At 73.8% G+C, this 24,915-nt stretch carries 24 protein-coding genes; 14 read left to right on the top strand and 10 right to left on the bottom strand.

What is annotated here, in order from left to right; all coding sequences use genetic code 11:
* Positions 1–151: 151 nt before the first annotated feature.
* From lnt to AC5WRT_RS35975, 6 genes are all read left to right on the top strand, one after another.
* Positions 152–1,762 carry an apolipoprotein N-acyltransferase gene (lnt, locus tag AC5WRT_RS36000; RefSeq protein ID WP_496098383.1) on the top strand — a complete coding sequence of 537 codons (1,611 nt, stop codon included), beginning with the start codon at positions 152–154 and terminating at the stop codon, positions 1,760–1,762.
* A 125-nt stretch (positions 1,763–1,887) separates the two neighbouring features.
* The gene (locus tag AC5WRT_RS35995; protein ID WP_496098382.1) at positions 1,888–2,367 is read left to right on the top strand and encodes an NUDIX hydrolase; all 480 of its coding nucleotides are present in this window, start codon (positions 1,888–1,890) and stop codon (positions 2,365–2,367) included.
* A gap of 54 nt (positions 2,368–2,421) precedes the next feature.
* On the top strand, positions 2,422–3,237 hold the full coding sequence (locus AC5WRT_RS35990; RefSeq protein ID WP_496098381.1) for a 3-hydroxybutyrate dehydrogenase: 816 nt from the start codon (positions 2,422–2,424) through the stop codon (positions 3,235–3,237).
* Positions 3,238–3,310: 73 nt separating this feature from the next.
* Positions 3,311–5,230, top strand: a complete 1,920-nt coding sequence (locus tag AC5WRT_RS35985) for a helix-turn-helix domain-containing protein (protein ID WP_496098380.1) — start codon at positions 3,311–3,313, stop codon at positions 5,228–5,230.
* A 631-nt stretch (positions 5,231–5,861) separates the two neighbouring features.
* A complete protein-coding gene (locus AC5WRT_RS35980) occupies positions 5,862–6,320 on the top strand; it encodes a cyclic nucleotide-binding domain-containing protein (protein WP_496098379.1) in 459 nt (152 codons plus the stop codon).
* Positions 6,321–6,361: 41 nt separating this feature from the next.
* Positions 6,362–7,015 (top strand): CBS domain-containing protein, encoded by a 654-nt coding sequence (locus AC5WRT_RS35975; RefSeq protein ID WP_496098378.1) that lies wholly within the window; start codon positions 6,362–6,364, stop codon positions 7,013–7,015.
* Positions 7,016–7,069: 54 nt separating this feature from the next.
* On the opposite strand, the gene AC5WRT_RS35970 is transcribed toward AC5WRT_RS35975, so the two are convergent.
* The 3 genes from AC5WRT_RS35970 to AC5WRT_RS35960 form a co-directional block, all read right to left on the bottom strand.
* Entirely contained in the window at positions 7,070–8,758 is a 1,689-nt protein-coding gene (locus AC5WRT_RS35970) for a GAF domain-containing sensor histidine kinase (protein ID WP_496100975.1), read from the bottom strand.
* Positions 8,759–9,085: 327 nt separating this feature from the next.
* A complete protein-coding gene (locus tag AC5WRT_RS35965; RefSeq protein WP_496100974.1) occupies positions 9,086–9,760 on the bottom strand; it encodes a helix-turn-helix domain-containing protein in 675 nt (224 codons plus the stop codon).
* Positions 9,761–9,765: 5 nt separating this feature from the next.
* Complete coding sequence (locus tag AC5WRT_RS35960; protein ID WP_496100973.1) at positions 9,766–10,854, bottom strand: zinc-dependent alcohol dehydrogenase family protein; 1,089 nt, start codon at positions 10,852–10,854, stop codon at positions 9,766–9,768.
* 302 nt (positions 10,855–11,156) lie between these two features.
* Here AC5WRT_RS35960 and AC5WRT_RS35955 point away from each other — a divergent pair, with 302 nt between their 5' ends.
* The gene (locus tag AC5WRT_RS35955; protein ID WP_496098374.1) at positions 11,157–11,522 is read left to right on the top strand and encodes an STAS domain-containing protein; all 366 of its coding nucleotides are present in this window, start codon (positions 11,157–11,159) and stop codon (positions 11,520–11,522) included.
* Positions 11,523–11,638: 116 nt separating this feature from the next.
* On the opposite strand, the gene AC5WRT_RS35950 is transcribed toward AC5WRT_RS35955, so the two are convergent.
* The gene (locus AC5WRT_RS35950; RefSeq protein ID WP_496098373.1) at positions 11,639–12,538 is read right to left on the bottom strand and encodes a universal stress protein; all 900 of its coding nucleotides are present in this window, start codon (positions 12,536–12,538) and stop codon (positions 11,639–11,641) included.
* A 270-nt stretch (positions 12,539–12,808) separates the two neighbouring features.
* On the opposite strand from AC5WRT_RS35950, the gene AC5WRT_RS35945 reads away from it, so the two are divergent.
* Positions 12,809–13,492, top strand: a complete 684-nt coding sequence (locus AC5WRT_RS35945; protein ID WP_496098372.1) for a CBS domain-containing protein — start codon at positions 12,809–12,811, stop codon at positions 13,490–13,492.
* A gap of 338 nt (positions 13,493–13,830) precedes the next feature.
* Here the strand turns inward: AC5WRT_RS35945 and AC5WRT_RS35940 are convergent, their stop codons facing one another.
* Together AC5WRT_RS35940 and AC5WRT_RS35935 are read right to left on the bottom strand one after the other, a co-directional pair.
* A complete protein-coding gene (locus AC5WRT_RS35940) occupies positions 13,831–14,610 on the bottom strand; it encodes a helix-turn-helix domain-containing protein (protein WP_496100972.1) in 780 nt (259 codons plus the stop codon).
* Positions 14,611–14,710: 100 nt separating this feature from the next.
* A complete protein-coding gene (locus tag AC5WRT_RS35935) occupies positions 14,711–15,406 on the bottom strand; it encodes a type 1 glutamine amidotransferase domain-containing protein (protein WP_496100971.1) in 696 nt (231 codons plus the stop codon).
* A gap of 122 nt (positions 15,407–15,528) precedes the next feature.
* Here AC5WRT_RS35935 and AC5WRT_RS35930 point away from each other — a divergent pair, with 122 nt between their 5' ends.
* On the top strand, positions 15,529–16,455 hold the full coding sequence (locus AC5WRT_RS35930) for a LysR family transcriptional regulator (protein WP_496098369.1): 927 nt from the start codon (positions 15,529–15,531) through the stop codon (positions 16,453–16,455).
* On the opposite strand, the gene AC5WRT_RS35925 is transcribed toward AC5WRT_RS35930, so the two are convergent.
* Positions 16,438–16,917 (bottom strand): hypothetical protein, encoded by a 480-nt coding sequence (locus AC5WRT_RS35925; protein WP_496100970.1) that lies wholly within the window; start codon positions 16,915–16,917, stop codon positions 16,438–16,440. The genes AC5WRT_RS35930 and AC5WRT_RS35925 overlap by 18 nt on opposite strands.
* A 203-nt stretch (positions 16,918–17,120) precedes the next feature.
* On the opposite strand from AC5WRT_RS35925, the gene AC5WRT_RS35920 reads away from it, so the two are divergent.
* Both AC5WRT_RS35920 and AC5WRT_RS35915 read left to right on the top strand, forming a co-directional pair.
* Positions 17,121–17,762: a phosphoribosyltransferase gene (locus AC5WRT_RS35920; protein WP_496098367.1), complete on the top strand. Its 642-nt coding sequence runs from the start codon at positions 17,121–17,123 to the stop codon at positions 17,760–17,762.
* Positions 17,763–17,798: 36 nt separating this feature from the next.
* Positions 17,799–19,211, top strand: coding sequence for an RtcB family protein (locus AC5WRT_RS35915; protein ID WP_496098366.1), 1,413 nt, complete (start codon positions 17,799–17,801; stop codon positions 19,209–19,211).
* 18 nt (positions 19,212–19,229) lie between these two features.
* Here the strand turns inward: AC5WRT_RS35915 and AC5WRT_RS35910 are convergent, their stop codons facing one another.
* A complete protein-coding gene (locus tag AC5WRT_RS35910) occupies positions 19,230–19,688 on the bottom strand; it encodes an archease (RefSeq protein ID WP_496098365.1) in 459 nt (152 codons plus the stop codon).
* Positions 19,689–19,845: 157 nt separating this feature from the next.
* On the opposite strand from AC5WRT_RS35910, the gene AC5WRT_RS35905 reads away from it, so the two are divergent.
* Positions 19,846–20,271 carry a CBS domain-containing protein gene (locus tag AC5WRT_RS35905; RefSeq protein WP_496098364.1) on the top strand — a complete coding sequence of 142 codons (426 nt, stop codon included), beginning with the start codon at positions 19,846–19,848 and terminating at the stop codon, positions 20,269–20,271.
* Positions 20,272–20,288: 17 nt separating this feature from the next.
* Here AC5WRT_RS35905 and AC5WRT_RS35900 read toward each other — a convergent pair whose 3' ends face one another.
* Both AC5WRT_RS35900 and AC5WRT_RS35895 read right to left on the bottom strand, forming a co-directional pair.
* Positions 20,289–21,278, bottom strand: a complete 990-nt coding sequence (locus AC5WRT_RS35900) for an acyl-CoA dehydrogenase family protein (RefSeq protein WP_496100969.1) — start codon at positions 21,276–21,278, stop codon at positions 20,289–20,291.
* Positions 21,278–22,441, bottom strand: coding sequence for an acyl-CoA dehydrogenase family protein (locus tag AC5WRT_RS35895; RefSeq protein ID WP_496100968.1), 1,164 nt, complete (start codon positions 22,439–22,441; stop codon positions 21,278–21,280). Before AC5WRT_RS35895 ends, AC5WRT_RS35900 begins: the two co-directional genes overlap by 1 nt.
* Before the next feature lie 88 nt (positions 22,442–22,529).
* Between AC5WRT_RS35895 and AC5WRT_RS35890 the strand changes: the two genes are divergently transcribed.
* Together AC5WRT_RS35890 and AC5WRT_RS35885 are read left to right on the top strand one after the other, a co-directional pair.
* A complete protein-coding gene (locus AC5WRT_RS35890; protein WP_496098361.1) occupies positions 22,530–23,318 on the top strand; it encodes an SDR family oxidoreductase in 789 nt (262 codons plus the stop codon).
* A gap of 81 nt (positions 23,319–23,399) precedes the next feature.
* On the top strand, positions 23,400–24,557 hold the full coding sequence (locus tag AC5WRT_RS35885) for an acetyl-CoA C-acetyltransferase (protein ID WP_496098360.1): 1,158 nt from the start codon (positions 23,400–23,402) through the stop codon (positions 24,555–24,557).
* The last annotated feature ends 358 nt before the right edge of the window (positions 24,558–24,915 follow it).

Below are 24,915 nucleotides of genomic sequence, written 5' to 3'. Positions count from 1 at the left end.
GCGGAACGTCGCGGTGGGACGCCGGGCACGGCACCGGCCGGCCCACCGGTCGGGGAGCGCGGCGACCACGGCCGGACCAGCGACGACGCGGGGCGTCCGGCCCGCGAACCGCGCTGTCGGCGGGCCGGGAGCCCGCCGTACACTCACCCGGGTGACCGTCACCGCTACTTCCGTGGACCAGCCGGACCAGCTCCAGCCGTCCCCCGCGCCCGGCGTGTTCCGCGGCCGCCTGCTCCGCCTGGTTCCGGCCGTCGCCTCCGCGCTCTGCGGAGTGCTCCTCTACGTCAGCTTCCCGCCGCGCACCCTGTGGTGGCTGGCGCTGCCCGCCTTCGCCGGTTTCGGCTGGGTGCTGCGCGGCCGGGGCTGGAAGGCGGCCCTGGGCCTCGGCTATCTGTTCGGGCTCGGTTTCCTGCTGCCGCTGCTGGTGTGGACCGGCGTGGAGGTCGGTCCCGGTCCCTGGCTCGCCCTCGTCGCCATCGAGGCGGTGTTCATCGCCCTGGTCGGCGTCGGTGTCGCCGCCGTCTCACGGTTGCCGGCCCGGCCGGTGTGGGCGGCAGCCGTCTGGATCGCGGGCGAGGCGGTACGCGCGCGTGTGCCCTTCCGGGGCTTCCCCTGGGGCAAGATCGCGTTCGGGCAGGCGGACGGCGTCTTCCTCCCGCTCGCCGCGGTGGGCGGCACGCCCGTGCTCGGTTTCGCGGTCGTCCTGTGCGGATTCGGCCTGTACGAGGCCGGGCGGCTGCTCGCCGAGCGGCGCCGGACGCGGACGGTGCGGCGCGGGGCGGCGGCCGCCGCGCTGCTGAGCGTGGCCGTGCCCGTCGCGGGCGCGGTCGCCGCCCGGCCGCTGGTCAGCGACAAGGCGGAGGACGGCACCCGGACCGTCGCGGTCATCCAGGGCAACGTGCCGCGATCCGGTCTGGAGTTCAGCGCCCAGCGGCGGGCCGTGCTCGACCACCACGTGCGCGAGACCCTCCGGCTCGCCGCCGACATCAAGGCGGGCAAGGTCCCGAAGCCCGACTACGTGCTGTGGCCGGAGAACTCCTCCGACATCGACCCCTTCGCCAATCCGGACGCGGCCGCCGTCATCGAGGAGGCCGCCAAGGCCGTCGGCGTTCCCGTCTCGGTCGGCGCTGTCGTGGAGCGGGACGGCAAGTTGCTCAACGAGCAGATCCTGTGGGACCCGGTCAAGGGACCGACGCAGACCTACGACAAGCGGCAGATACAGCCGTTCGGCGAGTACCTGCCGCTGCGCGGGCTCGTCGGCGCGATCAACAAGAACTGGACCGGCATGGTCCGCCAGGACTTCAGCCGCGGCAGCACCCCGGGTGTGTTCGACCTCGACGGCGCCAAGGTGGGCCTCGCCACCTGCTACGAGGCCGCCTTCGACTGGGACGTGCGGGACACCGTCACCCACGGCGCGGAGATGATCTCCGTGCCGAGCAACAACGCCACCTTCGACCGCAGCGAGATGACCTACCAGCAGCTCGCCATGTCACGGATCCGCGCGGTCGAGCACAGCCGCACCGTCACCGTGCCGGTGACCAGCGGCGTCAGCGCGATCATCATGCCGGACGGCAGGATCACCCAGAAGACCGGCATGTTCGTGCCTGCCTATCTCGTGCAGAAGGTGCCGCTGCGCACGTCGAGGACGCCCGCGACCGAGCTGGGCATCCTCCCGGAGATCGCCCTGGTGCTGGTCGCTGCGGGCGGCGTCGGCTGGGCGATCGGGTCGGGGCTGCGCCGCCGGCGCACCGAGGACGCGTAAGCGCACGAGCACGGTCGGCGCACAGGTGGCGTACGGCCGTACGGCCCGGGTGCCCCCGCTGAACCGGCGTGTGCGTCCTCCGAACCGCCCGGAGAGCGCGGGCCCCGCCGGTTAGGGTCGGGCGCATGGCTACTCCTGACTTCATCCGCACGCTCCGGGCCACCGCCGGTCAGCAGTTGCTCTGGCTCCCCGGGATCACCGCGGTCGTCTTCGACGACGAGGGCAGAACGCTTCTGGGCCGGCGGGCCGACACCCGCAAGTGGTCGGTGATCGGGGGGATCCCGGACCCCGGCGAGCAGCCCGCTGCCTGTGCCGTGCGGGAGGTCTACGAGGAGACGGCGGTGCGGTGCGTCGCCGAGCGGGTCGTCCTGGTGCAGGCCCTCGAACCGGTCACCTACCCCAACGGCGACCAGTGCCAGTACATGGACATCACCTTCCGCTGCCGCGCGGTGGGTGGCGAGGCCCGGGTCAACGACGACGAGTCCCTGGAAGTGGGCTGGTTCGACGTGGACGCGCTGCCCGATCTCCACGAGTTCGGGCGCTTCCGGATCAAGCAGGCCATGTCGGATGCACCCACATGGTTTGACCCTACGGCTACGGGCTGAAGTATGGGTAGTCACCACATGTGGTGACGGGTGGGTTCCGCTTAGGGTCGGCACATGACCTCGTCCAGCCCCCCGCCCGGCCCCCACCCGCAGCACCTCGTCCTCGACCTCGGCGGCCGGACCGCCCTCGTCACCGGCGCCGCCAGCGGCATCGGCCGCGCGTGTGCGCTGCGGCTGGCGGCCGCCGGAGCGAAGGTGCGGGCCGTCGACCGGAACGCGGCCGGCCTCGCCGAGCTGGTCCAGCAGGCGGGACGCGCCGTCGGCGTGCCGGGAACCGTCGAACCGCTCGCCGTGGACCTCACCGACCTCGACGCCGCCGAGCGCGCCGCCGCCGGCACGGACGTGCTGGTCAACAACGCGGGCCTCCAGCTGGTGCGCCCGATCGAGGAGTTCCCGCCCGAGGTCTTCCACACCGTGCTGACCGTGATGCTGGAGGCACCGTTCCGCCTCATCCGCGGGGCCCTGCCGCACATGTACGCACAGGGCTGGGGCCGGATCGTGAATGTGTCCTCCGTCCACGGACTGCGCGCCTCCGCCTTCAAGTCCGCGTACGTGGCCGCCAAACACGGTCTCGAGGGCCTGTCGAAAACGGCCGCGCTCGAAGGCGCCGCCCATGGAGTGACCTCGAACTGTGTGAACCCGGGCTATGTGCGCACCCCCCTGGTGGAGGAGCAGATCGCCGACCAGGCGCAGGCGCACGGCATCCCCGAGGACCGCGTGCTGTCCGAGATCATGCTGAAGGACAGCGCGATGAAGCGGCTCATCGAACCGGAGGAGGTGGCCGAAGCCGTGGCCTACCTGTGCAGCCCGCAGGCGTCCTTCGTCACCGGCACCTCCCTGGTGCTCGACGGGGGCTGGACCGCCCACTGAAACGCCCGGCGCCCGGCACCGGAGTTGTCCACAGGCCTGACCGGCCGGGCGGCGGATGAGGAATCCTGTGACCATGTCTCGCGATCACCTTCAGCCGGCATCCAGCACCAGCATCGAGGCCCCCTACCTCGAGCTGCTCGCCCGCGACGCCACCGCGGAGGCGTACGAGCAGCCGGTGCTGCTCGCCCGCGCCGAGGGCGGACCGGCCGACCGGATCGCCGCGCTGGAACAGGCCAAGATGCTCGCCCTGCGGGTCAGGGCCGAGCTGGAAGGCCGGCGTCGGCGCGAGGCGGAGCTGTCCGCGCTCTTCGAGACCGCCCACGACCTCGCGGGACTGCGCGACCTGGACGCCGTCCTGCAGGCCATCGTCCAGCGCGCCCGCTCCCTGCTCGGCACGGACGTCGCCTACCTCACCCTGAACGACCCGGCGCGCGGCGACACCTATATGCGGGTCACCGAGGGATCCGTCTCCGCCCGCTTCCAGCAACTGCGCCTCGGCATGGGCGAGGGGCTCGGCGGACTGGTCGCCCAGACGACCCGGCCGTACGTCACGGACGACTACTTCAAGGACGCCCGCTTCCAGCACACCCACACCATCGATTCCGGCGTCCGCGACGAGGGACTTGTCGCCATCCTCGGAGTCCCCCTCATGCTCGGCCCCCACGTCATCGGCGTCCTCTTCGCCGCCGACCGCAGGGCACGCGTCTTCGAGCGCGCGCAGATCGCCCTGCTCGGCTCCTTCGCCGCCCTCGCCGCCGCCGCGATCGACACCGCCAACCTGCTCACCGAGACCCGCGCGGCCCTGGCGGGCCTGGAGCGCGCCAACGAGATCATCCGGGATCGCAGCGCCGTCATCGAGCGCGCCTCCGACGTCCACGACCGGCTCGCCGAACTCGTCCTGCGCGGCGGCGGGGTGCACGACGTGGCCGCCGCCGTCTCCGAAGTCCTCGACGGTGCCGTGGAGTTCTGCGAGGCCGCCGCCACCCCTGCCCAGGCGCTCGAGGCGTCCCGCGCCGAGGGCCACGCCGTACGGCACGGCAGCGACTGGATCGCCGCGGTCGCCGCCGGCGGCGAGCTCCTCGGTGCGCTGGTCCTGCGCGGGCACCCCCGCCTCGACCCGGTGGACCAGCGCACCCTGGAGCGCGCGGCGATGGTCACCTCCCTGCTCCTGCTCGCCCGCCGGTCGGCCGCCGAGGCCGAACAGCGCGTCCGCGGCGAACTGCTGGACGACCTGCTGGACGCCCGCGACCGGGACCCGCGCCTGCTGCGCGACCGCGCGGCCCGGCTGCACGCCGACCTCGACGCCACCCACGTCGTCCTCGCCGCGCGTCTCGACGGCCCGGCGGCCGACGCCGACGAGGAGGCCGTGGCCCGCCGTCGCCTGTGGTCGGCCGCCTCCCACCTTGCCGCCACCCGGCACGGCCTGTCCGCGGCGCGGGACGGCGGCACCGTCCTGCTGCTGCCGCTCGCCGACGGGGACACCGCCACGGACCTGGCCCGGCGCACCGCACACCAGCTGGGCACGGCCGTCCATCAGCCCGTCACCGTCGGCGCCTCGGCCCCGGTCACCGATCTCACCACCCACCCCGAGACCGTCGCCGCCGCCTACGCGGAGGGCCGCCGCTGCCTGGACGCGCTGCGGCTGCTGGGCCGGGCCGGGGACGGTGCGGCGGCCGAGGACTTCGGCTTCCTCGGCCTGCTCCTCGCGGGCGAGCGGGACGTCGCCGGCTTCGTCGACCGCACCATCGGCCCGGTCGTGGACTACGACGAGCGGCGCGGGACGGAACTGCTGCGCACCCTGGACGCGTACTTCGACTGCGGGATGAGCCCGGCCCGCACCAAGGACGCGCTGCACGTGCACGTGAACACGGTCGCCCAGCGCCTCGAGCGGGTGGGCCGGCTGCTGGGCGAGGACTGGCAGACCCCGGCCCGCGCCCTGGAGATCCAACTCGCCCTGCGGCTGCACCGGTTGGCGACCCCGGACAGACGCTGATCCCCGTACCGTCGTGCCGTACGGGGGACCGGGCGGCGGATGCCCGGCGCCCTGGCCGCCCTCGGCTCCGACTCGGCCGAGAACCCGGCGCTGCGTCCCCCGTGCCACACCGACGGCGACCGGGGTCGGCACCGCTGCACCCAGTTCCTGTCCGACCATTCCCGTCTGCCGCGCGACGCCATGCACGCTCCCCCGCTGCCTCAAGGGCGTGGGAGGTGCCCCCACTCCCCGCACCGGCCCCAGACCCAGGTACGTCCCGTAACGCTCGTACTGGACGTACCTGGGCTTTCGGTCGGTGCGGCGAGAGTGCGTGCCGGGCGTCGCGACGGGGCGAACGTCGCCTGCCTGGGCACCAGCACATACGGCGATCGGCGTGAAGCTGCCGTGGTCGTCGAGGAGTGCGGTGGCGATGTGCGGGACCGGAGCGCCGGGCGCCTCGGAACCGAAACGGTCGCCGTCGCTCACGGGGGAGGGGGCGGTTCCGGGACCGGCCGACGGCCGGGGCGAGCGCCGCCGCTCCGCAGTGGCGGGAGCAGGGGCCGAAGGGCCCCGGTCAGGTCCGACCGGCCCGTGGTGGCGGATGCCGCGCGGGTTCAGGCTGGAAGCAGGGAAAGCCCTGGAGGGAGCGGCGATGACCTCCGCCACCACCGTGACCACGGCCCTTGAGTCCGTGCACCGTGCACTGCTGATGCCCCTCGCCCGTGAGGTCTCCTTCCCAGCCGGCACCCGGCTGTTCGAGGAGGGCAGGCGGGCGGACCGCTTCTGGATCGTGCGCACGGGGAGCGTCGCCCTCGACCTGCGTGTGCCCGGCCGTCGTCCTGCCCTGATCGAGACGTTGGGGCACGGCGAACTGATCGGCTGGTCATGGCACTTCCCGCCGTACACCTGGCACCTGGGAGGCGGGGCGACGAGTCCGGTGCGGGCCTGGGAGTTCGACGCCGGGCCCGTGCGCGCGGTGTGCGCGCACGATCCCGAGTTCGGGCGGGCCGTCGCGGTCTGGGTCGGGCGCGTGGTCGCCGAGCGGCTGCACGCCTCCCGGATCCGGCTGCTCGACCTGTACGCCCCCTACGGCAGCGGGGGATCGGTATGACCGCCGTGTCCCGGCCACGTCGGCGATCGGAGGAGGACACCGTGGAGAGCAGCCCGCACCGAGTGAGTGACGTGATGACGCGCGCCGTCGTCGCGGTGGGTCAAGCGGCCCGGTTCAAGGACATCGTCGAGCGGATGGAGCGGTGGAACGTCAGTGCCCTGCCGGTGCTGGAGGGCGACGGTCGGGTCATCGGCGTGGTGTCCGAGGCCGATCTGCTGCCCAAGGAGGAGTTCCGGGACAGTGATCCCGACCGGGGCACCCAGTTGCACCGGCTGGCCGACCTCGCCAAGGCCGGGGCGGTGTGCGCCGAGGAAGTGATGAGCGCTCCGGCCGTCACCGTCCACGCCGACGCCACGCTCGCCGAGGCGGCGCGCATCATGGCGCTGAAGCACGTCAAGCGGCTGCCCGTGGTGACCTCGGAGGGCGTGCTCGAAGGCGTGGTCAGCCGCGGGGACCTGCTCAAGGTGTTCCTGCGCACCGACGACGAACTCGCCGACGAGATACGGCGGGACGTGGTCGACGTGCTGTTCCCGGCTCCGGTGGAGCCCGTGCACATCATCGTCACCGACGGCATCGCGACACTCACCGGGCGGGTCCAGTACGGTGAGCGGATTCCGCTCGCGGTCCGCATGGTCCGGGGCGTCGAGGGCATCGTGGGCGTGGACTGCCGGCTCACCGCGGCCGACACCGGGTGATCCACCGGCCGCCACCGGCCGACTCCGCACGGCGGCTCCGCCGGTGAGCGCCCCTTACTCGGTGGGTAGCGGAACGCACCAGTCCAGTGTGGCGCCGCCGCCGTCGGGGCTGGACACCGTGAGCCGGCCGCCGAGCCTCTCGGCCCGTTCGGCCATGTTGCGCAGTCCGCTGCGACGACCGCCCGAAGGGATGCCGACGCCGTTGTCCGACACCGTCAGGCGCACCTCCCGGCCGTCGGTCGTCAGCACCAGCTGCGCCCGGTCGGCGTGCGCGTGCCGGGCGATGTTGGTCAGGGACTCGGAGACCACGGCCACGATGTGGTCGGCGATCTCCGGCGGCACATCGGTGTCGACCAGACCCTCCATGCGCACGCTGGGAGTGAAGCCCAGGACGGGCGCGGCCTCGCCCATCGTTCGTACGACCCGCGATCGCAGCCCGCTGCCGACGGCCCCCTCCCGGGCCCGCAGGCCGAAGATCGTCGACCTGATGATCTTGATGGTCTCGTCGAGGTCGTCCACGGCCCGCAGCACCCGCTCGGCGGCCTCCGGATGCTCGATGAAGCGGCCCGCGCTCTGCAGGGTCATTCCGGTGGCAAACAGCCGCTGAATGGCCAGGTCGTGCAGGTCGCGGGCGATCCGGTCGCGGTCCTCCAGCAGGGCGATCTGCTGGGCGTCCTGCCGGCGCTCGGCCAGCTCCATCGCGATCGCGGCCTGCGCGGCGAAGCCCTGGAGCATCTCGGTCTCCTTTCCGGAGAACGCCTGGCCGCCGCTCTCGCGGGCCAGCAGGACCACGCCCCGCACGCCGCCCCCGCCGGTACCGATGGGGACGGCCACCGCGGGGCCGAGGCCGCGAAAGCGCGGCGGCTCGGGTGCGACCCGGGGGTCCTGGCTGACGTCGTCGCTGGTCACCGGGGCCGCGGCGGAGAACGCCAGGCCCATGAGGCTCTCGTAGAGGGGCAGCGCCAGTCCCCGGTGGGCGTCCGCCTCGGCTCCCACGGCGATCTCAACGGTGAGCGAGTCGGTGTCCGGCATGGGCATCGCCACGGCCGCGAGGGCCGAGCCCGTGATCTCCCGGGCCCGTTCCGCGATCAGGTCCAGGGCCTCGGCGCGTGCGCTGCCCGACATCAGGCTGTGGCTGATCTCGGCGTTCGCCAGCAGCCACCGCTCGCGCTGCCGCGAGTCCTCGTACAGGCGGGCGTTGTCGATGGCCACGCCGGCCGCGACGGCAAGCGTCGACAGCACCGACTCGTCCTCCGCGTCGAAGTCCGCCCCGCCGCGCTTCTCGGTCAGGTACAGATTGCCGAACACCTGGTCACGGACCCGGATGGGGACGCCCAGGAACGTGTTCATCGGCGGGTGGCCCGGCGGGAAGCCGTACGAGGCGGGGTGCTCGGAGAGCTTCGGCAGCCGCAGGGGTTCGGGGTGGCGGATCAGCTCGCCGAGGATGCCGTGGCCCTCCGGGTAGGGGCCGACCCCGGCGATCTGCTTCTCGCTCATACCGATGGTGTGGAAGGCCGACAGCGTCCTGCCGTCGGGGCCGATCACGCCGAGGGCGGCGTACTCGGCGTCGACCAGGAGCGCCGCGGCCTCGACGATCGAGCGCAGGGCCTGTTCCAGATCCAGTTCCCGGCCGACGGAGAGCACGGCCTCCAGCAGGCTGTGCACACGGTCGCGCGTGCCGCGCGCCGCGTCGATTCGGGCCTGCAACTCCTCCAGCAGCTCGTCGAGTTTCAGCTGCGGCATCGGCACTCGGGGCTCCCCAGGGTCGGCCACTGTTTCGCTGCCACGGTATCGGGCCCGGGCGTCGCACGGTACGGCAATGGGGTGCTCGCGCCCTCGCCGGACGCCGGGAAGGGCTGAGCGGCGCGGCCACCGGAGCCGCACGAAGGCTGGTCCGGCGACAGCACGAACGCCGGCGGGGGACACCCGGCCCCGAGGGAGGGCCGAACGGCTGTGGAAGGGCGCGAGGACGAGGCGGACAGTGAATCAGGAGCGGCACCGATCCCCCGCTGTGCCGCTCTCCGCGTCGCGTTCCTGATCCCCGTGGTTCCTGATCCCCGTGGCCGGCGGTCAGGCCTCGATCCGGCGTCCGGTGACGGTACCGGGCTCGATCCGTACCCACACGTCACGGGTGCCGTCCGGCCAGGGTGCGCTGAAGGCGTGCTCGGCATACCGGTTCAGTTCCCGCGGGTCCGTCACGGTTTGGGCGTGTCCGCGCACCAGCACGCTCCAGCCCTGGCTGAAGGTGTCGTCGATGCGGTCCACCTCGAAGGCCACCTGGCAGCCGGCCGCGAAGGACGGTGTCGCGCCCGGAGCCGTCCGGAAGACGATCGCGCCGTCGACGACGCTGTAGTTGACGGGCACGATCACCGGTCCGGTGCGCGTCGGGACCGCAAGCCGGCCCACCCCGTGCGAGCCCAGCAGGGCCTGGCACTCGCCGTGACCCAGCTTCGTGAAGCGGGGCCGGCGTGCGGCGCGTGTGCTGCCGGGCGGCAGGTCGACGACCCCGCCGGTCAGTTCGGTCGCCGTGGTCCGGAGCGCCTCGGCCAGCCGGATCAGGGCACCGGCGCCCGGGGTGGCACCGGGCTGGTCCTCGAGATACCCGAGGTAGGAGACGGCCATGCCGGCACGGGTGGCCACCTCCCGCCGTGTCAGGCCGAGTTGGGTCCGCCGGGCGGTCAGGCGTCGGCCCAGGTCGCCGAGCGGTGCCTTCGTCGCCGCGTTCGCTCCCGTCCGTTCGGTCATGGCCGTCACTCTCCTTCTCGATCAGGCCGCGGGGGAACGGCGACGTCCGTGTGCTGTTCGCCACCGAGCACCACCTTGAGCGCGCCGGTCTCTGCGGCCCGGGAGAAGACGTCGTACGCCTCCTCCATGCGGTCCAACGGGAAGGTGTGGGTGACCAGTCGCCCGGTCGGCAGCCGGCCGTCGGCGGCCATCTTCAGCAGGGCGGGGGTGGAGTAGGTGTCCACCAGGCCGGTCGTGATGGTCACGTTCTTGATCCACAGGTCTTCCAGGTGCAGCGTGGCCGGCTTGCCGTGCACGCCGACGTTGGCCACGTGACCGCCGGGACGGACCATGCGGGTGCACAGCTCGAAGGTCTCCGGTGCGCCGACGGCCTCGATGACCACGTCCGCGCCGAGTCCGTCGGTCAGGTCGGCGACCAACCGGCCGGGTTCCTCGCGGGCGTCGGCGATCGCGTCGGCGCCGAGCCTGCGGGCGGCCTCCAGCCGGGCCGGAACCATGTCGATCGCGATGATCCGTTCCGGGGTGAACAGGCGCGCCGTGGCGATCGCCGCGAGCCCGATGGGGCCGGCGCCGACGATGGCGACGGTGTCGCCGGGCCGCACACGCCCGTTGAGGACGCCGACCTCGTAGGAGGTCGGGAAGATGTCCGCGAGCAGCACCGCGTCCTGGTCGGCGAGGGCGGCAGGCAGTGGGTGCACGGACAGGTCGGCGTGCGGGACGCGGACGTACTCGGCCTGGGTGCCGTCGATCAGATGCCCGAGGATCCAGCCTCCACCGCCCCGGCACTGGCCGTAGGCGCCGTCGCGGCAGAAGCGGCAGCGTCCACAGGAGGTGATGCAGGAGATCAGCACCCGGTCCCCGGGCCGCACGGTCCGTACGTCGCTGCCGGCCTCGACGACCTCCCCGACCGCCTCGTGGCCCAGGACCGTCCCGGGCCGCACCTCGGGCACGTCACCCTTGAGGATGTGCAGGTCCGTTCCACAGATGGTGACGGCGCCGACCTTCACGACGGCGTCGGTCGGCTCCTTGACGCCGGGGTCGGGGACATCCTGCCAGGAGGCCTGTCCGGGGCCGTGGAACACGAAGCCCTTCATTCCGCTCCACCCTCTTCGGTCGCTACCGCCGGGGCTCGGGGTTCCGGCGCGGTGCCGGAGGCGCCCCACCCGTCCAGCTTGGGCCGGGAACGACGCGCCCGCTTGGGCCGTCCGGCCCCGGCCGCCCGGCCGGACGGCGCACATCGTCCGGTGGCCGGGACCGCCCGGGAGCGCTGCCGGGGCACGGTACGGGCGGTGTGTGCACCGCGTAGGGCGCTCGGGGCGCGTCGTGCCCCTGCCGGACGGGGACGGAGGCCGATCGGCCCTTCCCGGCACCTCGCGGATCCCGGTTCGCTCGTCCCATGGACAACGACCCCGCGCGACCCGAGCCCGAGAACGGCACCGGACCGGCTCCGGTGGTGACCCACCCTGCTCCCGGCGGAACGACCGTCCTGCCGCTGTACGGGGAGATAGACCTGCTGACCGCGCCCGCCCTGTCGCAACGGCTCGACGCGCTGACCGCGGGTCCGGGCCCCGACCTGGTGCTGGATCTCCGGCCGGTCACTTTCATCGACTGCGCGGGACTGAGCGTGCTGTGCCGGGTCCGCAACAGGGCCCTGGCCAGGTACGGCCGGCTGCGGCTCGTCACGGACGACACCGGCTTCCTGCGCATGCTGCGGGCGACGGGGCTGTGGGGTGTCTTCGAGGTGCGTCCCCGTCTTCCATAGCCCCCGCCACGGGGGGCGAGCCCGCGGCGGCGCGGGCCCCCGGCCGGGGAGCCGGGCGGACTGAGGCGGGGATCGCGAGCGGCAGGTGCCCGTGGAAAGCCTCGAAGCGGCGTGGGTCAGTCGTGCGCCACGACGGCGACGGGGGCGGCGACATGATGCAGCACCGCGTGGGTGACGTGCCCGATGTGGGCGCCGAGGGGGCGGGTGCGGACGCGGCGGCCGACGACCACCAGGGAGGCGTCGCGGGACGCGGCCACCACGACCGCCGCGGAGCTTCCGTTCCGGCTCGCCTCCAACACGTCCACGTCGGGGAACTTCTGCCGCCAGGGGCGCAGTATCTCGTCCAGTTCGTCCGCTGCGCGGCGTGCCAGGGCCTCGTAGCCTTCCGATCCGGCGGACACGGCGTGCGCCACCGACGGCAGGCTCCAGCCGTGGACGACGCGCAGGGCGGCATGCCTGCGGGCGGCGGCGTCGAACGCGAACGCCAGCAACGTCGCGTCCGGTTCGGCGGTGTCGAGTCCGAGCACGACGGGGCGGAACGGTGTCGCGACGGAGGGCCCGCCCGCCGGGTCCCGCCTGTGCTCGTCGCTGGCCTGTTCGCCCGCCCGGATCAGCACCACGGGGCGCGTCGCATGGGCGACGACGGACAGGGTGACGGAGCCGACCAGGAATCCGCCGATCCCGCCGAAGCCCCGCGAGCCCAGCACCAGGAGCTCGGCCGCGTCCGCCGCCTCGCTCAGGCCCTTGGCCGGATCCCCGCTGATCTGCTCGGTGATCACCTCGACGCCGGGATGGTCGTGCCGGAGTCCGTCCGCGGACTCGCCGATCAGCTCGGCCCAGTAGCGGGGGGTCTCGGAGTCGAGCAGGGGCGCCTGCGGCAACGACGCCGGAAAGGGCTCCCACACATGAAGGATCTTCAGCGCACTGCCGCGCAGCAGTGCTTCGCGCGCCGCCCATTCCGCCGCTGCCCGGCTCTCCCGAGAGCCGTCGAGGCCCACGGTGACGGTTCGGGTCATGGTCTCCACCTCCAGGGACGGGGATCCACTTCCCAGGGTGGAGCCGCGACGCCGGACGGGTCAGGGGCCGCTGGTCCCCGGCCGGGGCCGACCGGCCCCGGCGCGCCGCGCCGGCAGGTCCGGCGGCCCGCCGAGGGGAACGAAGGCCCCGCACGGGGGCCGGGTGGCCCTTGTACGGCGCTTTCGGCCTGGCCACGCTGAGAGGGAGAGGACGTCCTCGCAGACCGCGACAGGACAGGCCGGCCCAGCCGAAGACCTCGAGGAGTCACCATGTACCCCACCTCCTACGTCGTCAGCGACGTCATGTCCCACACGGTCGCCGCGGTCGGCCCGCGGGCGCCCTTCAAGGAGATCGTGCAGTTGATGCAGGACTGGCAGGTCAGCGCCCTGCCCGTGATCGAGGGCGAGGGGCGGGTGGTCGGCGTGGTCTCCGAGGCCGACCTCCTGCCGAAGGAGGAGCTGCGCGACGCCCCGGAGGAGGGCTACGCCCGGCTGCGCCGCCCCGCCGACCTGGCGAAGGCCGAGGGGCTCACCGCCGGGGAGCTCATGTCCTCCCCGGCGTTCACCGTCCGGGCGGACGCGCCCCTCGCCGAGGCGGCGCGGACCATGGCATGGGCGAAGGTCAAGCGGCTGCCCGTGATCGGCGAGACCGGCCTGCTGGAGGGCATCGTCAGCCGCGCCGACCTGCTGAAGGTCTTCCTGCGCGACGACGAGGACATCGCCGAGGAGATCCGCCGCGAGGTCGTGGGGGACCTTCTGCGTCCGCCGGCCTCGGCCGTCCGGGTCGAGGTGCACGACGGAGTCGCCACCCTGACCGGCCGCATGCGCGACACCGCCCTGGTCCCCGTGGCCGCACGCCTGGTGCGGGCCGTCGAAGGAGTGGTGGACGTGCAGTTCGACCTGGCCCGCGACGACCGGGGAGTGAGCGGGGCCGGTCGGCTTCAGGCCGGCTGAGCGCGGCGGTGGTCCGGCGGCGTGGTCCCCGGCATGGTGAGCGTGCAGGCGACCGATCCTGGTGTCCGTGATCTTCGGTACCGAACTCGTCCTCGGAACCGACACCCGCCGACCGGTCCAGGGACCGGTCGACGTTGCTCCAGGGACCGCGTCCGCCCCGCGGTGTTCGACGAGCCCGTCGGTGATCGGCACCGGCAGCCGCGACGGACGGCCCATTGACCGGCGTCACCCGGAAGGGTTCGGGTCGGCGTACGCGACGACGCAGGTGGCGGGCCCGCCGTCCGACGGCACGGAAGCCGTCCCGTACCCCGCGACGGTGCATCTGGCCGTCGACCGGTTCATTGCGTCCCGTGCGCTCCGATCGCTCCCGGCTGCCCCGTCAGCCGCACGGCCTGCAGGGCGAGATACAGCTCCGCGGAGGACTCCGCGTCGGTGGTGCGGCGGCCGGTCAGTTCGGCGATGCGGTTGAGGCGGTACAGGACCGTGTTGCGATGGCGGTGCAGCCGGTCCGCCGCCGCCGTCGTCGATCCGCCGCCGGTGAACCATGCCCGCAGCGTCTCCAGCAGGGTGACCCGCTCCTTCGGGGGCAGGGTGAGAAGGGGGCCGAGCAGCGCCTGCGCGACCTCCTGCGCCGTGTCGGGGGACGCGGCCGCCAGGAGCGACACCGGCGCGCTGCCGTACAGGTGGGCGCCGTACGGCAGGCACTGGACGGCGAGTTGGGTCTGCCGCCAGGCCGTCGGCGCGTTCACGGGTGAGGTGAAGGCGCGGCTGAGCCCGACCCGGGACAGGGCGATGTCCGACAGATGGCCGACGGCCGCCGCGACGGCCTGTTCGCCGGGGAGGGACAGCAGACCCACCCAGGCCCCTGTCGGCTGGATCCACTCGGAGCCGATGCCTGCGGCGCCGAGACGGCTGCGCACGCTCGGCAGCGGCTCGACCCCGTCGTGGACCTCGGCGCAGACCACGAGGAAAGGGCCCTGGCGGTCGAGGTCCGGGACGCGGGCGATCTCCCACGCCCCGGCGTTCGTGCCGGACTCGACCTCGGTGCGCACCCCGGAGGAGACGGCCCTGTCGATAGCCGCCGAGATCGTGACGGTCCGCCGAGGCGGCGACGGCACACGCCCCACCGACGGCGAAGAGCCGCTCCATCGCCGCCGGCCTTCCGTCGCAGCGGGTCCGTCCAGCCCGTGGTGAGCGTGGTCGCCCCGCCGGCCTGCCTCAGCCCAGCTTCTTCAGCAGCTCGGCCGCGAGCGGGGCGGAGCTTGCGGGGTTCTGTCCGGTGACCAGGTTGCGGTCGACGACCACGTGGGGCGCCCAGGGCTCACCGGCCCGTACGTCGACGCCCGCCTCCTCGAGTCGCGTCTGCAGCAGCCACTCGGCCCTGTCGGCGAAGCCCGCCTGGCTCTCCTCGGCGTCGGTGAACGCGGCCACCCGGTAACCGGCGAAGGCGTTGGAACCGTCGCTTCGCACCGCGGCGAGCAGCGCGGCCGGCCCGTGGCAGACCACACCGAGCGGCTTGCCGGAGTCGAGCGCGTCGACGAGCAGCCTGCCGGAGACCGGGCTGACGGCGAGGTCCTCCATGGGGCCGTGGCCGCCGGGGTAGAAGACGGCGTCGTGGTCGTCCACCCGGACGTCCTCGAGCCGGACGGGGTGCTGGATCTCGGTGAACGAGGCCAGAGCGGCCGCGATCCGGTGGGCGCCCTCCTGACCGCCGTTCACCTCGGGAGCGAGGCTGCCCCGGTCGACTGTGGGGACGACACCGCCCGGCGTGGCGACGACGATCTCGTGACCGGCGGCCCTGAACGCCCCGTAGGGGGTGACCGCCTCCTCGGCCCAGAAACCGGTGGGGTGCCTGGTGCCGTCGGCCAGCGTCCAGTGGTCGGCGCCGGTCATCACAAAGAGGATCTTCGACATGGTGCTTCCTTCGCGCAGAGGGTGACGCCGTCGAACGTAGATCGCCGAGGCATCGGGTTCCAATGAGAAATTCGATGTCAGGCATTGGAATTGCTATGGCGGAAGGCGCTTGAATGGTCCGTGTGAGCGATGTCGGTCCTCTCGATCTCAACCTGCTGCGCACGTTCCTCGCCGTGTACCGGTCGGGTTCGTTCACCGGCGCCGCCCACTTGCTCGGGCTGTCGCAGCCCACGGTGACGACGCAGATGCGCACCCTGGAGCGGCAGACGGGCCGTGAGCTGTTCGAGCGGCTGCCGCGCGGCGTCGCACCGACGGCCGTGGCCGACGAGCTGGCGGTGCGGGTCGCCCCGGGTCTCGACCTGCTCGCCGCGGTCGCGGGCCCCGACCCGGCGGCGGGCCGCACCACCGCACCGGTGCACCTCGCCGGCCCGGCCGAGTTCCTTTGCGTCACCGCCCTGCCGGCGCTGGCGCCGCTCGTGGCGGACGGCGTGCGGCTGCGGGTGGCGACGGGGCTGACGGACGCCCTGCTCGCCGAACTGCGGGCAGGGCGGCACGACCTGGTGATCGCCACCGTCCGCCCCCGGGGCCGGGCGCTGTCCGCCGTGGCGCTGAGCGACGAGGAGTTCGTGCTGGTGGCCGCACCGTCGTGGGCCGAGCGCCTGAAGGGACCGCTCGCCACCGAGGGCCCCTCGGCCCTGCACGGGGTTCCCCTGGTGACGTACGCGGAGGACCTGCCCATCGCCCGCCGCTACTGGCGCCACGTCTTCGGCCGCAGACTCTCCTGCCCCGCCGCCGTCACCGTGCCCGACCTGCGCGGTGTGAAGGCCGCCGTGGCGGCCGGCGCGGGCTTCTCCGTGCTGCCCCGCTATCTGTGCGCGGACGAACTGGCCTGTGGCGCCCTCGTCCCGCTGCACGAGCCCGAGGACCCGCCGATCAACACCGGCTACCTGGTCCAGCGGCCGGGCGTCCCGGACAACCCGGATGTGATCCGCGTCCGCGACCACCTGCTGCGCACGCTGCGCGGCCGGGGATCAGCGCGGGCAGTCTAGGCCCTTCCCGGTGCCCGTGGGCAGGCTGGGGCGGGCGCTGCCGCCGGGAAGTTCCTCCGCCACCGGCACGGGCTGCCGGTACCGCGTGGAGGCGTCGATCCGCGGTGCGACCCGGCCGATCGAGCGTGCGGTGGCCCCCGCGCCGTCCATGTCCGGCACGGACACGGCGAGGAAGCGGAAGGCGGCGGAGGGCCGCAGTTCGACGCACACGACGGGTCTGCCCGCCCGCAGGGCCACGAAGTCCGTCCCGCCGTGGTGAGCGCGCGTCCCGACCGACCGGCCGCCGGGGGCCCAGACGCCGCGCTGCGGGACCCCGCGCAGGGCGCGCCACCACTCCGCCTCCGCCGTCACCCGGCACACCTCCGCCAGCGGCACCCGCACCTCACCGCGGCGGGCGGCCGCCCGCTCCCGCCAGGACAGCCGTACGACCAGGTCGTCCCCGTCGACGAGCAGCCGTGCCATCGTCCGTCTCCTCCCTTCGGCCTTCCGTACTCGCCGTGCTTCGGGTGGCCGATCCCCGTGTCGTGCCGGCGCTGCCCGGGTACCCGTCCGGGACGCCCGGAGAGCAGGTGTGCCATGCCCGGTCGGCCGGCAGGGGTCTCGCTGGACGAGGCCACCGATCCGGAGGTGCGGTCCGCCGGTGACGGGGAAGGAGTGGACGGGACATGCGGTTTCATGATCGTGTCCATGCCGGCCGGGAGCTGGCCGAACGGCTGCGCATCCGGCAGGAGGCCGGGGCGCTGACGCATCCGGTCGTACTGGCCCTGCCGCGCGGCGGGGTGACGGTGGCCCGCGAGGTGGCGCGGGCGCTGGAGGCGCCGCTCGACGTGCTCGTCGTGCGCAAGATCGGGGCGCCGTTCCAGGAGGAGCTGGGCGTGGGCGCGCTCGCGGGCGACGATCCTCCGCTGTTCGACAAGCGGACCCTGGACGAATTCGGCCTCACCGAGGAGGGCCTGCTCGACGTGGTGGAGCGGGAACGGACGGAGCTGCGCCGCCGGGAGGAGCGGTACCGGCAGGGCCGTCCCGCACCCGAGCTGCGGGACCGCACGGTGATCCTGGTGGACGACGGGGTGGCCACCGGGGCGACCGCGCGGGCGGCGCTGCGCTGGCTGCGCCGGCAGGCGCCGGAGCGGGTGGTGCTGGCGGTGCCGGTGTGCTCGCCCCAGGCCGCCGAACTGCTGCGGGGCGAGGCCGACGAGGTGCTGTGCCTGCAGCGGCCCGCCGTCTTCCTGGCCGTGGGAGAGTGGTACGAGAGCTTCGAGCAGCTGACCGACGACGACGTGCTCGCCGCGCTGCACGGACAGTGAACCCCGGGGCGCCGCCAAGCCGGAGCGGAGGCCGCCATGGAGTTGGTCGAGGAACGTTCCTTCCGCTACCGCATCGAACAGCGGGCGGACATGCGCGTACCCGGGATCGTGTTCGCGTCCCGGGAGCTGCTCGCGGACGCCGAGCAGTCCCTGGAGCAGGTCGCGCACGTGGCCACGCTGCCCGGCATCGTCTCCGCCTCGTACGCCATGCCGGACATCCACTGGGGGTACGGCTTCCCCATCGGCGGCGTCGCCGCCACCGACGTGGACGCCGGCGGGGTGGTCTCGCCGGGCGGCGTCGGCTTCGACATCTCCTGCGGGGTGCGGCTGCTGGCCGCCGACTGCGACGGCGACGGCCTCCGGCCCGCGCTGACCTCGGTGATGGACGGCCTGGACCGGGCAATACCCCGCGGGGCCGGGCCCGGAGGCGTGTGGCACCTCGGCGATCCCTGCGAACTGGAGCGGCTGCTGGCCGGAGGATCCCGCTACGCCGTGGAGCGGGGGTACGGCGAGGAGCGCGACCTGCTGCGCTGCGAGGACGGCGGTGCCGTCGCCGACGCGGACGTGACACAGGTCGGGCAGCGGGCCCGTGAGCGGGGGCTCGGCCAGGTCGGCAGCCTCGGATCCGCCAACCACTTCCTGGAGGTGCAGCAGGTCGTCGAGGTGTACGACGAGGAGGCCGCCGCCCGGTTCGGGATCGGACCCGGCCAGGTGTGCGTGATGATCCACTGCGGCTCGCGCGGCCTCGGCCACCAGATCTGCACCGATCATGTGCGGCTGATGGACCGGGCCATGGCCCGGTACGGCATCAGCGTCCCCGACCGGCAGCTGGCCTGCACACCGGTCGACTCGCCCGAGGGACAGGCCTATCTCGGGGCGATGGCCGCGGCGACCAACTACGGCAGGGCGAACCGGCAGCTGCTGTCCGACGCGGCGCGCGACGTGTTCCGACGTACCGCCGGTGTCCGGCTGTCGCTGGTGTACGACGTCTCCCACAACCTCGCCAAGATCGAGACGCACGCGGTGGACGGGGAGCGGCGGCGCCTGTGCGTGCATCGCAAGGGCGCCACCCGCGCCTTCCCGCCCGGGCACCCCGAACTGCCCGAGGACGTGCGGGAGTCAGGCCAGCCGGTGCTGATCCCCGGCACCCTCGGGACGGCGTCGTACGTGCTGGCCGGGGTGTCCGGCGGCGACGCCTTCCACTCCACCTGTCATGGCGCGGGCCGCACCATGAGCCGTCACCAGGCCGCCCGCTCCGTCACCGGCAGCGAGCTGCGGGCACGGCTGCGCCGGGCGGGCATCGCGGCGCGCCCGAAGTCCTGGCGCGGCCTGACGGAGGAGACACCGGAGGCCTACAAGGACGTCGACGCCGTGGTCGCCGCGAGCGAGGGGGCGGGGCTGTGCCGGAAGGTCGCCCGGCTGGTGCCGCTCGGCGTGGTGAAGGGCTGAGGCGGAGGCCGGGCGCGGTCACACGTCCACGATCACCGAACAGGACCAGCCGTACGCGTCCGGGCCGATGTGCAGGTCCTGCCAGGAGACGCCCTTGGGCACCGCACCGACGATGCCGACGTCCGCCAGGCAGGCGAGGGACAGCCGTACCTCCAGCCCGCCGTCGTCGGCGGGCTCCACCTCCACGTCGACCGGGATCCGGCCGGTCACCTCGAGCCGGTAGACCACCTCGTCCAGCAGCGCCACCAGCAGATCCGCGTCGTCGCCGGGAGCGAGGCGGACCCGTTCCATCGTGGTGGGATGCGCCTGCGACACGTCCGCGAAGGCCTCGACCATGGCGCGCACGGCCTCGCCGAGGCAGTGCTCCCGGGTGGTGCCCCACGCCTGCAGACGCAGGTCCGCCGTGTGCGGCATCGAGCGGTGGCCGTTGTCGCCCTCGCGCCGTGCGCGCAGCTCGTCGCTGATGTCACCGACCATGGCTGCCGTGATCCCTTCTGCGAGCCCTCGTCTCGATTGTCCCGCCGGGCGCGCCGTGGCGCCGACCGAGCCCGGGGCACGGGGTTTGCCCGCGCCGTGCCGGGCTACGCGGCGGGCGAGACGTACGCCTCACCATCTCGGATCCGGGAGGTGCCCGATGACCCGGCGGATACGTGACGTGATGTCGCCCGGCGTGGTGGCAGTGGAGCCGATGACCTCGGTGGAACGGGCCGCGCTCCTCATGCGTGAGCACGACATCGGCGACGTCCTGGTCGCCTACGACTGCGATCTGTTCGGAGTGCTCACCGACCGCGACATCGTGGTGCGCACGCTGGCCGCGGGACTGGACCCGCACACCACCACGGTCGGCACGGTGTGCAGTCGGCCGCCGGTGCTCACCCTGAGCCCGGAGGACACCACGGACCGTGCGACCGAGCTGATGCGCGACCACGGCTTGCGCCGGCTTCCCGTCGTGGAACACGGCGGCTGTCCGGTCGGGATGGTCAGCCTCGGCGACCTGGCGGCCGTGGAGGACCCGCACTCGGCGCTGGCCGGGATCAGCACGGCGGAACCCAACCACTGAGCCCCGGCGACAACCGGTCAGGGCGCGAGCACCCGGGCCCGGCAGGACGACGGCGTGCCCCACGAGGTGCGCAGCGCGCGGGCCTTGCGGATCCACAGGGACAAATCCAGCTCCTCGGTGTAACCGAGGGCACCGTGCAGGTGGAGAGCGGTGCGTGCCGCGCCCGACGCGGCCTCGCAGGCGCGGACCTTCGCCGCGGCGATCTCGCGTCCGCCGCCGTCGGCATCCCGTGCCAGCGCCAACGCGGCGGCGTGGACGAGGGGCCGGGCGAACTCCAGGGCGATGAGCGTGTCGGCCAGCCGGTGCTTGACCGCCTGGAAGGAGCCGATCGCGACGCCGAACTGCGTGCGCCGCCGGACGTGTTCGACGGTCCGGTCCAGCAGGGCGCGGCCCAGCCCGAGCGCCTGCGCCGCGGTGGCCAGCGCCGCGACATCGGCGGCGTGCGTGGCCGCGGCGGCGACCGCCGGTCCCTCCGCCAGCACGATGCCGCCGAGCGGGCGGGCCGGCCGCCGGGCCGGGTCGAGCGCGGGCTGGACGGGACCGTGCGCCTCGGCCAGGCGCACGGTGTCGCCCGCGACGACGAACACCGCGTCGGCGGCGTCGGCGTCCAGGGCGTAGGGGCTGCCGGAGGAGAGCACGCACAAGGAGCCGACGACCCTGCCGGCGGCGATCCCCGGCAGCCAGGCGGCCGCCGCCGTCGCGTCGCCCAGACGTTCCAGGAGGGCCGCTGCCGCGACCGTCTCCACCAGCGGCCCCGGCACCGCGTGACGGCCCGACTCGGTGAAGGCGACGACCAGTTCGACCGGCAGCAGGCCCAGTCCGCCGTACTGCTCGGGCACCGCGAGCGTGAAGACCCCGGCCTCGGCCAGCCGGGTCCACAGGGCGCGGCCCGGCTCGGTGCGCCCGGCCGCCCAGGCCCGTACGACGGCCGGAGTGTCCGCCGCCGTCAGCAGGGCGTCCAGCGTGCGGGCGAGGTCGCGCTGCTCGTCGTCGAGGAGGAACCGCATCACCGGCGTCCCTTCGGCAGGCCGAGCAGCCGCTCGGCGATGATGTCGCGCTGGATCTCGTTCGTGCCCGCGTAGATGGGGCCGGCGAGGGAGAAGACGTAGCCCTCGGCCCAGCCGCCGTGCGCGGGCGCCTCCCCGGCGTCGTCGGCGAGGTCGCCGTAGGGGCCGAGCAGGTCGAGGGCGGTCTCGTGCAGGGCGAGGTCCAACTCGGACCAGAACACCTTGTTCAGGCTCGGCACCGCCGAGCCTCCCGACGCCGGGCGCGAGGCGGCCGCGTAGGCGAACAACTGGTAGGCGCGGGCGCCGGTCACCGCGTCGGCGACCCGGTCGCGCAGCGCGGTGTCGGACGGGTCGGCCCGCTCGCGCCACAGCCGGGTCAGCCGGTCGGCGGCGGCGGTGAACCGGCCGGGGCTGCGCAGGGTGAACCCGCGTTCGCTGCCCGCGGTGCTCATCGCGACCCGCCAGCCCCGGCCGGGCTCGCCGATGACGTCCTCGTCGGGCACGAAGACGTCGTCGAGGAAGAGCTCGGCGAAGGCCGGCTTGCCGTCCAGACGCCCGATGGGGCGGACGGTCACACCGTCCGCGTCCAGCGGAAACATCACGTAGGTAAGGCCCTGGTGGGGTTTCTCGGTGCGCGGGTCGCTGCGGAAGAGGCCGAAGGCCCGGTCGGCGAACGCCGCCCGGGAGGACCAGGTCTTGTGGCCGGAGAGCAGCCAGCCGCCGTCGGTCCGGCGCGCGGTGGAGCGCAGGGCGGCGAGGTCGGATCCGGCCTCCGGCTCGGACCAGGCCTGGGCCCAGATCACCTCGCCGCTCGCCATGGGCGGCAGGACGCGCGCGCACTGCTCCGGCGTCCCGTGCTCGAAGAGGGTCGGGGCCAGCAGACCGATGCCGTTCTGGCCGACCCGGCCGGGCGCACCGGCCGCGTAGTACTCCTCCTCGAAGACCAGCCACCGCAGGATCGAGGCGGCGCGGCCGCCGTACTCCTCGGGCCAGGACACCACCGACCAGCGGTCCGTGAACAGGGTGCGCTCCCAGGCCCGGTGGGCGTCGAACCCCTCCGCCGTCTCCAGGGAGGGCAGCGGGGTCTCGGGCACATGCGCGACGAGCCAGGCGCGCGCCTCGGCGCGGAAGGCGTCGTCGGCGGCGGAGAAGTCGAGGTCCATCGGGTGTCGGCCTCCATTCTTCCCTGACAAGTGTTCGGCAGGTTAACCTGACGGACCGTCAGACGTCGAGAGTCGTCCGGAGCCGCCCATGAGCACGCCCGCGCCGCCCTACGTCCCGGGCCACGGCCTCCTGAAGGGCCGCACCGCCGTGGTCACCGCCGCCGCGGGCGCCGGTATCGGCGGCGCGACGGCCCGCCGGCTGCTGGAGGAAGGAGCCCGCGTCGTCGTCTCCGACGCCCACGCGCGCAGGCTGACACAGTCGGAGGCGGCGCTGGCGGCGGAGTTCGGCGCGGACCGCGTCGCGGCACTGCCCTGCGACGTCACCGACGAGGAGCAGGTCGGCGCGCTCTTCGACTTCGTGGCCGGCAGACACGGGCGCCTGGACGTCGTCGTCAACAACGCCGGGCTCGGCGGCACCGCCGACCTGGCCGAGATGACCGACGAGCAGTGGGACCGGGTCCTCGACGTCACCCTGGGCGGCACCTTCCGCTGCACCCGCGCCGCGCTGCGCCGGATGAAGGAGGCGGGCGGCGGGGGCGTCGTCGTCAACAACGCCTCGGTGACCGGCTGGCGGGCGCAGCGGGGTCAGGCGCACTACGCCGCCGCCAAGGCCGGGGTCATGGCCCTCACCCGCTGCGCCGCCGTGGAGGCAGCGGAGTACGGGGTGCGGGTGAACGCCGTCTCGCCCAGCCTCGCCATGCACCCGCACCTGGTGAAGGTGACCACGCCGGACCTGCTGGAGGAACTGACCGCCCGTGAGGCGTTCGGCCGCTGGGCCGAACCATGGGAGGTGGCCAACGTCATCGTCTTCCTGGCCAGCGCCTACGCCTCCTACCTGACCGGCGAGGTGCTGTCCGTCAGCAGCCAGCACGCCTGACCGCGAACACGTGGACAGGGCGGGGGCGGCGCGCCGGGGACCAGGCACCACAGACACCACCGACAACCTGGAGGAGTGGCCATGGCCGAGGCATACATCGTCGAAGCGGTCCGCACGCCGGTCGGCAAGCGCGGTGGCGGGCTCGCCGCCGTCCACCCGGCCGATCTCGGCGCCCACGTGCTGACGGCGCTGATGGAGCGCTCCGGCGTCGATCCGGCCGCCGTCGAGGACGTCGTCCTCGGCTGCCTCGACACCGTCGGCCCGCAGGCCGGGGACATCGCCCGCACCTGCTGGCTGGCCGCCGGGCTGCCCGAGGAGGTGCCCGGGGTGACCGTGGACCGCCAGTGCGGCTCCTCCCAACAGGCCCTGCACTTCGCCGCGCAGGGCGTCCTGTCCGGCACCCAGGACCTGGTGGTCGCGGGCGGTGTGCAGAACATGTCGATGATCCCCATCGCCTACGCCACCCGCCAGGCCGCCGAGCCCCTCGGCCTCACCCAGGGCCCCTACGCCGGCTGCGCCGGCTGGCGGTCCCGTTACGGCGACCGGCCGGTCAACCAGTTCGCCGGCGCCGAGATGATCGCCGAGAAGTGGGGCATCTCCCGCCGCGCCATGGAGGAGTACGCGCTGCGCTCCCACCGGCGGGCCGTCCGCGCCATCGACGAGGGCCGCTTCGACCGGGAGCTCGTGCCCTACGGCGAGGTCGCCACCGACGAGGGCCCCCGCCGTGACACCACGCTGGAGAAGATGGCGGCCCTGGGGCCGGTCATCGACGGTGGCCGGCTGACCGCCGCCGTCTCCTCCCAGGTCTCCGACGGCGCCTCCGCCCTGCTCATCGCGAGCGAACGAGCCGTACGGGAGCACGGTCTGACACCCCGCGCCCGCATCCACCACCTCTCGGTGCGCGGCGAGGACCCCATCCGGATGCTGTCCGCGCCGATCCCCGCCACGGCGTACGCCCTGAAGAAGGCCGGCATGACCCTCGGCGACATCGATCTCGTGGAGATCAACGAGGCCTTCGCCTCCGTGGTCCTCGCCTGGCTGAAGGAGACCGGCGCCGACCCGGAGAAGGTCAACGTCAACGGCGGCGCCATCGCCCTGGGCCACCCCCTGGGCGCCACCGGCACCAGGCTCATGACCACGCTGCTGCACGAACTGGAACGCACCGGCGGACGCTACGGCCTGCAGACCATGTGCGAGGGCGGGGGCCAGGCCAACGTCACCGTGGTCGAACGTCTCTGACGGACCTTCATATCCGTCGGGGCGGTACCGGGTGCCCCCCAACAGGCGACGTTCGCCCCGTCGCGACGCCCGGCACGCTCCCCCACTGCCTGGGGGTGTGGGAGGTGCCCCCACTCGCCGCACCGGCCGAAAGCCCGAGTACGTCGAGTACGAGGGCTTCCGGCCGGCACACCGACAGCACGCACCGGACGCCGCTCCTCGACGGGCGGGCGCTCGCCCGCCGGGGTACTAGGGCGTGTTTCGAAAGTCCCGTCCGGTCCGCGACGCCTGGCACGGCACCTCGCCGCGTCGTCGGGACCGTCCCCGTACGCCCGTACGAGGACGACCCTCCGCCTTGCGATGCACCGCACCAGACGCC

The organism is Streptomyces sp. NTD91 (assembly GCF_059510455.1).
The sequence above is the reverse complement of the archived record's forward strand: the minus strand, read 5'-3'. Positions and strand labels throughout refer to the sequence as shown.

Bases quoted from the DNA above. Each gene is read 5' to 3' on its own strand.
- AC5WRT_RS35945 (WP_496098372.1), top strand. From the start codon at position 12,809: ATGTACCCCACCTCCTACGTCGTCAGCGACGTCATGTCCCACACGGTC.
- AC5WRT_RS35895 (WP_496100968.1), bottom strand. From the start codon at position 22,441: ATGGACCTCGACTTCTCCGCCGCCGACGACGCCTTCCGCGCCGAGGCG.
- AC5WRT_RS35995 (WP_496098382.1), top strand. From the start codon at position 1,888: ATGGCTACTCCTGACTTCATCCGCACGCTCCGGGCCACCGCCGGTCAG.
- AC5WRT_RS35905 (WP_496098364.1), top strand. From the start codon at position 19,846: ATGACCCGGCGGATACGTGACGTGATGTCGCCCGGCGTGGTGGCAGTG.
- AC5WRT_RS35890 (WP_496098361.1), top strand. From the start codon at position 22,530: ATGAGCACGCCCGCGCCGCCCTACGTCCCGGGCCACGGCCTCCTGAAG.
- AC5WRT_RS35955 (WP_496098374.1), top strand. From the start codon at position 11,157: ATGGACAACGACCCCGCGCGACCCGAGCCCGAGAACGGCACCGGACCG.
- AC5WRT_RS35920 (WP_496098367.1), top strand. From the start codon at position 17,121: ATGCGGTTTCATGATCGTGTCCATGCCGGCCGGGAGCTGGCCGAACGG.
- AC5WRT_RS35885 (WP_496098360.1), top strand. From the start codon at position 23,400: ATGGCCGAGGCATACATCGTCGAAGCGGTCCGCACGCCGGTCGGCAAG.
- AC5WRT_RS35985 (WP_496098380.1), top strand. From the start codon at position 3,311: ATGTCTCGCGATCACCTTCAGCCGGCATCCAGCACCAGCATCGAGGCC.
- AC5WRT_RS35950 (WP_496098373.1), bottom strand. From the start codon at position 12,538: ATGACCCGAACCGTCACCGTGGGCCTCGACGGCTCTCGGGAGAGCCGG.
- AC5WRT_RS35960 (WP_496100973.1), bottom strand. From the start codon at position 10,854: ATGAAGGGCTTCGTGTTCCACGGCCCCGGACAGGCCTCCTGGCAGGAT.
- AC5WRT_RS35990 (WP_496098381.1), top strand. From the start codon at position 2,422: ATGACCTCGTCCAGCCCCCCGCCCGGCCCCCACCCGCAGCACCTCGTC.
- AC5WRT_RS35925 (WP_496100970.1), bottom strand. From the start codon at position 16,917: ATGGCACGGCTGCTCGTCGACGGGGACGACCTGGTCGTACGGCTGTCC.
- AC5WRT_RS35900 (WP_496100969.1), bottom strand. From the start codon at position 21,278: ATGCGGTTCCTCCTCGACGACGAGCAGCGCGACCTCGCCCGCACGCTG.
- AC5WRT_RS35980 (WP_496098379.1), top strand. From the start codon at position 5,862: ATGACCTCCGCCACCACCGTGACCACGGCCCTTGAGTCCGTGCACCGT.
- AC5WRT_RS35965 (WP_496100974.1), bottom strand. From the start codon at position 9,760: ATGACCGAACGGACGGGAGCGAACGCGGCGACGAAGGCACCGCTCGGC.
- AC5WRT_RS35910 (WP_496098365.1), bottom strand. From the start codon at position 19,688: ATGGTCGGTGACATCAGCGACGAGCTGCGCGCACGGCGCGAGGGCGAC.
- AC5WRT_RS35970 (WP_496100975.1), bottom strand. From the start codon at position 8,758: ATGCCGCAGCTGAAACTCGACGAGCTGCTGGAGGAGTTGCAGGCCCGA.
- AC5WRT_RS35915 (WP_496098366.1), top strand. From the start codon at position 17,799: ATGGAGTTGGTCGAGGAACGTTCCTTCCGCTACCGCATCGAACAGCGG.
- AC5WRT_RS35935 (WP_496100971.1), bottom strand. From the start codon at position 15,406: ATGTCGAAGATCCTCTTTGTGATGACCGGCGCCGACCACTGGACGCTG.